The sequence below is a fragment of the Chthoniobacter sp. genome, assembly GCF_040003245.1.
GTDB lineage: Bacteria > Verrucomicrobiota > Verrucomicrobiia > Chthoniobacterales > Chthoniobacteraceae > Chthoniobacter.
The window spans coordinates 1-5,836 of the sequence record NZ_JBDUCX010000334.1 but is presented as its reverse complement, the minus strand read 5'-3'; the positions used below and the strand labels follow the sequence as shown (position 1 = coordinate 5,836).

Genomic DNA, 5,836 nt, shown 5'->3' with positions numbered 1-5,836 from the left:
ACAACGCGCAGAACGACGCGCCCAGCGCGCCCCAACTCCCTGTCATCCTGAGCTTGCGAAGGATCTCTGAATTCGCTCTGGCATCTATCGCCACGCTGGTGAGGAAAGGCAGAGATCAGAGATCCTTCGCAAGCTCAGGATGACAACGTTTTTTTGGCCACCGCATTCCGAAGGTAAATTCGTTCACACCCTAAACCTCACCGCGAATCCAAGCTTCGCCTCTTTTACAGCGGCAGCCACGCCCGAACAGCATCCTCAACCTTGGCCAACGTGTTCAAGTCCAGCTTGGCGATCCGGCGTATCAATTTCGCCCCCGGCATCGTCCCGATGCTTTGAACGTCAAACGCTCCGGGAGCGAAACCCGGCGCGCTATGCGGCACCTCAAAGCGCGTCTGTCGCACGCTGGTCGTCCGAGGAACGTATGTCACCAGCGCCCGCTCATGATCGAGATAAGCCACACTGAGAATGACCGCCGGCCGGACCTTCTGCGCCATGCCCAAATCCACCAGCCAAACCTCCCCGCGTTCTACACTGGGCCGTGCCATTGATCCCCTTCGCCTTCCTCGGCATCGAGCATCGTGAACACTTCGGCCGAAGCATTGACTGTGGCTTGGTATTCCTCCAGCCACGCGGCGACTTCCCGCACCTGCTCCATCGGCAGTTCGGTAATGGCAGCTTCAATTTCGGCAACGGTGCTCACATCGCTACAGTGCCCCGCCATGGCCGAAATGGCAAGCTGGACTGAGCCGGAAACGCGGGCATGCACTCCCTTGAACTGATTGCATTCTGCCTTCCGGCGATTATGCTTTCTGCCATGGCAGCCACCGCCTACCGCTATTTGATCAATCTGCCGGGCGTCCGGGGTGGGAACACTATCGTCGAAGGCACCCGCATCGGCGTGCATGACGTGGTTGGCTTGATCGTCAATGGCGCCGGCGTGGATGATGTCGTTCGCAGCTTCCCCGACCTCACCCGCGCGCAAGTCTACGAATGCCTTGCCTATTACGAAGATCACCGGCCGGAGATCGACACCTTGGTGGCCCGTCAGATGAGTGAGCCCGGCAAGATGTGAGATTCTTCCTCGACCACGATGTGCCCGCAGAAGTGGCCCACGTGTTGCGGCGCGAGGGACATGAAGTCACGGAGCTGCGGGAAGTGATGCCGGTAACGGCATCTGATCTGGAAGCCCTCCAGTATGCTCACAAACACGCCCTTTTTCTCATCACCTGCAATCGAGACGATTTCCTGGCGCTAGGCGCCACGCACCCTCATCCCGGCCTAATCATTTTGATTCGCCGCCGGAGCCGTCAGGCCGAATGTGGGAACTTGTTGACGCTGTTGCGCCAGGCCGGAGAGGACGGAATCGCCGGTAACGTTAATTTTGCCTGAGTCATGCCCGAAAACACCGCCCGCACCGCTTGGGAAACTGCGCTCGCTGAACATGTCGCCCGCGAATATGCAGCGAACCCAATCCCCACTCACCACACGCTCTCCCCCATCGAGACATTCCAGGGGCAAACGATCGGGCATACCGTCGTCGCCTGGTGGAATCGGTACCGATATCCCCTCCTCGAGGAGCGCGAAGTTCTTCGGGAATCCTTCGGCATCGAAAGCGACCCCGCGATGATCCTGCTTTCGGAAGGGCCCGGCCTGGTCGCCCTCAATACAATTTTCAAAAAGCCAAGTCCGAACACCTTCTTTCTAACGCCCGAAAGCTTCGATTCGTTTCTGGAAGACCACCCCGACGAAACCCATCGCTGGCATGTGGTATTTCTCTGTGCCTTCACTCCCGACTTGGAACCCCGGGTCTTATCACTCGCCGAGGCGAAATATCCTTTGGCGGAGCGGGAACAATACTGGGTGCATCATGAGACCACCGCCCTGGCCCCGCTTTTTGTCCGCGGCTGCCAGCACCTCTGGAAATTGAGCGGCGAGGAAATGATCCTCTTGGAAGAAGCCTTCTACACTTGGATCTCGTAGATTTCGCTGCGTCTTCCTCGTTCCGAATGTGAGGCTTTCGCCACGCGCCCTCAGTGGCCGGCACCTGTGCTTCGTAGTGAGGGGCGTGCTTCCATTCCCTACAAAACCCGCCCTCTCCGCGAGACGGAGTTTTACCCATCAGGATTGCATTCCCAATTTCTCAAATTGGGAACGAGGCCGTTCAATGGCGCAAACTTCCCTCCACCCCAGACCACCCTATTTCTTCCGGCACACCGCCAGGAAAATAATCCCTTCCGGTTCATACACAAACTGCAGCTTGCACTTGTGGAAGCGGGAGCGGTTGAAGACGGCGCTCAGTTCGCGTTCGCTACGGTGGAAGACTTTCCAACCGACCGCGTAGTCCAGGAAGGCGCGGTCGGGATTATCCGGATGAAAGGAACTGAGCAGAAGATCGCCGCCCGGGCGCAGTTTGACATAGATATCGTTCAGCAGACGCAGCAGCAGGGTGTCATCCAGGAAATCCGCGACCGTCAGGCTGTAGATGATGTCCTGCTCGGGCATGTCGAATTTCTGATGGCTGCTCGCCAGGTGCACGATGCTCGTTTTCAGGAGCTGAAATTGGTCGTCGTCCAGGCCCGCGGCCGTGCCTCGGGCGGCCACCGCCTTCAGACCGTGCGGGTCGAAATCGACAATCGTTCCGCGCAGGGCCTTTCCGGGGGGCAGCGCCCGGCTCGCCTCGAAGAACGGCTCCGCGGCGCCCCCGCCGATACCCGCGACTTGCATGGCGTGCGGGCACTCCCGCGCGTAGCTGATGATTTGCGCGGTCACGCTGTGATGGCGGTGCCGAACGGCCCGCAGCGCCGGCAGTTCCAGAAAAGCGGCGTCCAATAGCGGTCCGCTGCGGTCGTCGCCGCCGGGCGCGTTTTCGAGGATCAGGTGCAGCGCCTCGTAGTCGCACGCATAGCCGCGGGGTTTTTTTGCCAGCCTCTCGATGCAGCGCGCTTTCAAGAAGGAAGGCAGCAGGTCGCGCTGGATGCGCGCTCCGAGCTCGTCGCGCACGGCGAAACTTTCCGGCGACGTTTTGCCCAGGCAATCGGTCATGTATTTGCTGAAATCCTTCAAGCTGGCCGTCAGCGCCGCGGCATCCGGCGCCTGCTCCGCCGCTCCGATGGCCTCTTTGAATTGCTGGGTGCGGTCGGCGATTTGTTCCCAGCGTTTCACCACCTCAGGCGAGGCCGACGGCTGCTCACCGGCCGCCGTCCGCACCGCCATGCTGCCGGCGAGTTTGCGCAAGCGGCCGGTGACGATGATCGCGAGCGCCTTGTAGATGTGCGCGGCCAATCCGGCATCCTGCGGCAATTCGGCCTCAAGATCGGCACGCGTAATGGCCAGGACAGTCGAATCTTCGAGGGCCGTGATGGTCGCCGACGTCGGGCGGCCGTCGAGAAACGACATTTCACCGAAGGTTTCCCCCGGGCCGAGGCGTGAGACCTCGCGTCCACCGGCACTGGCCGACAACACGGCGAACAAACCGTCGAGAATGAGATAGACGAATTCGCCCCGCACGCCTTCGGTCACGATCACTTCTCCCGCTGCGACGGGTCGTTCCCGGCCCGCCTCAAAAAGCCAGGCCAGGTTGTATTCCTCGAGGACACTCAACAAAACGAAACCCGACTGCATGGACGACGAACTCAATGGCATGAAGCAACGTGTAGGCCCTCCGACTTCGCCGAGGCAATGCGTTACCTCCCCGCCACGTAATCGTAACAAAAGAGCCGCTATTTCACGCACCCGGCATCTTCGTCACCTAACAATGCCAGCGCCGGCCCGCAATCCTCCACCGTCCGAATCTGAAAGCTGATCCACGCCGAGGGGCCGAAGACGTGGTGCGGCGCGGCCCGGCCGGCGGCGACGATCTCGGCGGCGCGGCCGCGGGTGAGTTTCACGTCGAGGAGGCCGTTGCCGTGGACATGCGCGAATTCCTGGCCGGCGCGGCGGAATCCCAGGCCGCCGTACTTGTGCCGGGCCGGGGTGACGCCGGGCAGACGGAGCGCGGCGGCTTCCAGCGCTTCGATGGCCTGCAAGGTCTGGGGATGGAAGACCGCCGTCCAGGTGAGCAGAAAGGCATCGAAGAGCTGCGGGGCGAACGGGACGTGCGCCAGCCAGCGGAAATAGCGGACGACGAAGCGCAGCATCATTCCCAGAGGATCTGCCGAAATCCGAGCGGACGGACCGCGTTTTTACCATGAAGAGCACGAAGGGCATGAAGGGAAGAGGACAGGGAAGTGTGCTGGCCCATCTTCATGCTCTTCATGCTCTTCATGGTGTCTCACCCGCTTTATTCCACGTCGGAAGCGGTCCGGTCGAACCGGCAGAGTGCCGGAATTTTTGACCGCGGATGACACGGATGGGCACGGATAAAAGACCGGTTTTCCGCCATCTGTTCCCATTCGTGTTATCCGTGAAATCCGCGGTCATTTTTTCTCTCAGGCCCCGCTCTCGCTCTCGGCGAGGTGCTGGATGTGTTTCATGACGCGCAGATGGACGGCGCGGAAGATATCGTGCGTCCACCAGTCGAAATACGGCGCGGGGCGGACGTGCAGCGAGTACCAGGTGCGGCCGATGAGGGTGGTGGTGCCGTCGCCGTTGTCGCGCAGCTCGAACTGGCCGCGGTGGGCATCGAGATGGCCGAGCAATTCGGGGTCGGGCGGTGCTGCCACGATGTCGAAGGTGAGCACTTTTCCCGGCACCAGCTCGGCGACCTTTTCCTGGAAGACGGCGCCGCCGCTGAAGATGCAGGCGCGATCGGCGCCGACGAAATTGCCGCTGTTCGTCGTCTCCATGGGATACGGCAGGCCGACCCGGAACAGCCAGTAGCCGGGCGCCTCGGGAATCTTGGGAAAGGCGAGGACATGCGGCCAGACCCTGGCGGGCGGCGCGGCGATGCGGATTTCATCGGTGACCACGCCGGTGTGCGGTCCACGGAGCGCGGGTTCCCCGGCGACAGCGAGGACGAGGAGGGGCGCGAGGCAGAGATTGAGGCGGTCGGGGGCTTTGCGAAACCAGACGCGTCCGCCGAGCGCGCCCGCGATGATGCCGAGATAAATAATGGGTGCGCCGATGACGAGGCAGACCGCGCCTTCGTGAAAGACCACGTAGGCCGCCGTGAGCCCGACCAACATGCAGGTGAGCGAGTGGAGGAGTGTTTCGCCGATGCGCAAGGCGAGCGGACGCCAGACCCAGGCCGCCACCAACCCGATCGTGAAGGGAACGAGAAAGATGCTCGGATAAATAACGATCACCGCGTTTCCTTTGGCCAACAAGGTGAGCCCGTAGGCCAGCAAGCACACGAGCCCGCCCGCGGCATTCCCCGCGAGCATTCCCAGAAAAAGACGCCGCGCATTCATGCGGCGATGCTGTCGACTTCAGTCGGAGATAGCAAGACGCGGGCGGGGCAACCACGAATGCACGCGAATGAACACGAATGAGGGACGGGGATCGTCTTTTCTCATTCGCGTCCATTCGCGTCCATTCGTGGTTTCGTTAGTCGGCACTCCCGGTTTGCTGCCGTGAAGGAAGGACGCGCGCCACGCCGCAGCTTGCTCTTCCAAATGGGAAAGCGGTTCGCTATCTTCGGCGGCGATGAAAGTGACACCTCCTGCGACCGGCCCGCGTCTCCTCGCGACGCGGCGCAGCCTGGTGGAGCGATTGACGAACTGGCAGGACCAGCGCAATTGGCAGGAATTTTTCGATACTTACTGGCGGCTCATTTACGGCGTGGCGCGGCAGAGTGGGCTGACCGATGCGGAGTCGCAGGACGTGGTGCAGGAGACGGTGCTGACGGTGGCGAAGAACATCACGAAGTACGAGCGCGAGCAGGGGTCTTTCAAGGGCT

Annotated in this window: 9 protein-coding genes; 4 read left to right on the top strand and 5 right to left on the bottom strand. The window is 61.5% G+C overall.

Annotation, left to right across the window (positions count from 1 at the left end):
• Nucleotides 1–224 precede the first annotated feature (224 nt).
• Together ABJF10_RS28720 and ABJF10_RS28715 are read right to left on the bottom strand one after the other, a co-directional pair.
• Entirely contained in the window at nucleotides 225–545 is a 321-nt protein-coding gene (locus tag ABJF10_RS28720; protein WP_348548040.1) for a type II toxin-antitoxin system PemK/MazF family toxin, read from the bottom strand.
• Entirely contained in the window at nucleotides 527–700 is a 174-nt protein-coding gene (locus ABJF10_RS28715; protein WP_348548039.1) for a hypothetical protein, read from the bottom strand. Before ABJF10_RS28715 ends, ABJF10_RS28720 begins: the two co-directional genes overlap by 19 nt.
• Before the next feature lie 114 nt (nucleotides 701–814).
• Between ABJF10_RS28715 and ABJF10_RS28710 the strand changes: the two genes are divergently transcribed.
• From ABJF10_RS28710 to ABJF10_RS28700, 3 genes are read left to right on the top strand one after another with little or no spacing between them, the layout of a single operon-like run.
• Nucleotides 815–1,072, top strand: a complete 258-nt coding sequence (locus tag ABJF10_RS28710; RefSeq protein ID WP_348548038.1) for a DUF433 domain-containing protein — start codon at nucleotides 815–817, stop codon at nucleotides 1,070–1,072.
• Nucleotides 1,069–1,389: a DUF5615 family PIN-like protein gene (locus tag ABJF10_RS28705; protein WP_348548037.1), complete on the top strand. Its 321-nt coding sequence runs from the start codon at nucleotides 1,069–1,071 to the stop codon at nucleotides 1,387–1,389. The genes ABJF10_RS28710 and ABJF10_RS28705 overlap by 4 nt, the downstream gene beginning before the upstream one ends.
• A 3-nt stretch (nucleotides 1,390–1,392) precedes the next feature.
• Entirely contained in the window at nucleotides 1,393–1,980 is a 588-nt protein-coding gene (locus ABJF10_RS28700) for a hypothetical protein (protein WP_348548036.1), read from the top strand.
• 216 nt (nucleotides 1,981–2,196) lie between these two features.
• On the opposite strand, the gene ABJF10_RS28695 is transcribed toward ABJF10_RS28700, so the two are convergent.
• From ABJF10_RS28695 to ABJF10_RS28685, 3 genes are all read right to left on the bottom strand, one after another.
• Nucleotides 2,197–3,621, bottom strand: coding sequence for a cyclic nucleotide-binding domain-containing protein (locus ABJF10_RS28695; RefSeq protein WP_348548035.1), 1,425 nt, complete (start codon nucleotides 3,619–3,621; stop codon nucleotides 2,197–2,199).
• A gap of 98 nt (nucleotides 3,622–3,719) precedes the next feature.
• Complete coding sequence (locus tag ABJF10_RS28690; protein ID WP_348548034.1) at nucleotides 3,720–4,139, bottom strand: luciferase family protein; 420 nt, start codon at nucleotides 4,137–4,139, stop codon at nucleotides 3,720–3,722.
• Between the two features lie 288 nt (nucleotides 4,140–4,427).
• Nucleotides 4,428–5,348: an SRPBCC family protein gene (locus tag ABJF10_RS28685; RefSeq protein ID WP_348548033.1), complete on the bottom strand. Its 921-nt coding sequence runs from the start codon at nucleotides 5,346–5,348 to the stop codon at nucleotides 4,428–4,430.
• Nucleotides 5,349–5,583: 235 nt separating this feature from the next.
• Here ABJF10_RS28685 and ABJF10_RS28680 point away from each other — a divergent pair.
• Nucleotides 5,584–5,836: sigma factor (locus ABJF10_RS28680; RefSeq protein WP_348548032.1), on the top strand; the 253-nt coding region annotated here is incomplete at its 3' end.

Bases quoted from the DNA above. Each gene is read 5' to 3' on its own strand.
- ABJF10_RS28685 (WP_348548033.1), bottom strand. From the start codon at position 5,348: ATGAATGCGCGGCGTCTTTTTCTGGGAATGCTCGCGGGGAATGCCGCG.
- ABJF10_RS28690 (WP_348548034.1), bottom strand. From the start codon at position 4,139: ATGATGCTGCGCTTCGTCGTCCGCTATTTCCGCTGGCTGGCGCACGTC.
- ABJF10_RS28710 (WP_348548038.1), top strand. From the start codon at position 815: ATGGCAGCCACCGCCTACCGCTATTTGATCAATCTGCCGGGCGTCCGG.
- ABJF10_RS28700 (WP_348548036.1), top strand. From the start codon at position 1,393: ATGCCCGAAAACACCGCCCGCACCGCTTGGGAAACTGCGCTCGCTGAA.
- ABJF10_RS28695 (WP_348548035.1), bottom strand. From the start codon at position 3,621: ATGCAGTCGGGTTTCGTTTTGTTGAGTGTCCTCGAGGAATACAACCTG.
- ABJF10_RS28720 (WP_348548040.1), bottom strand. From the start codon at position 545: ATGGCACGGCCCAGTGTAGAACGCGGGGAGGTTTGGCTGGTGGATTTG.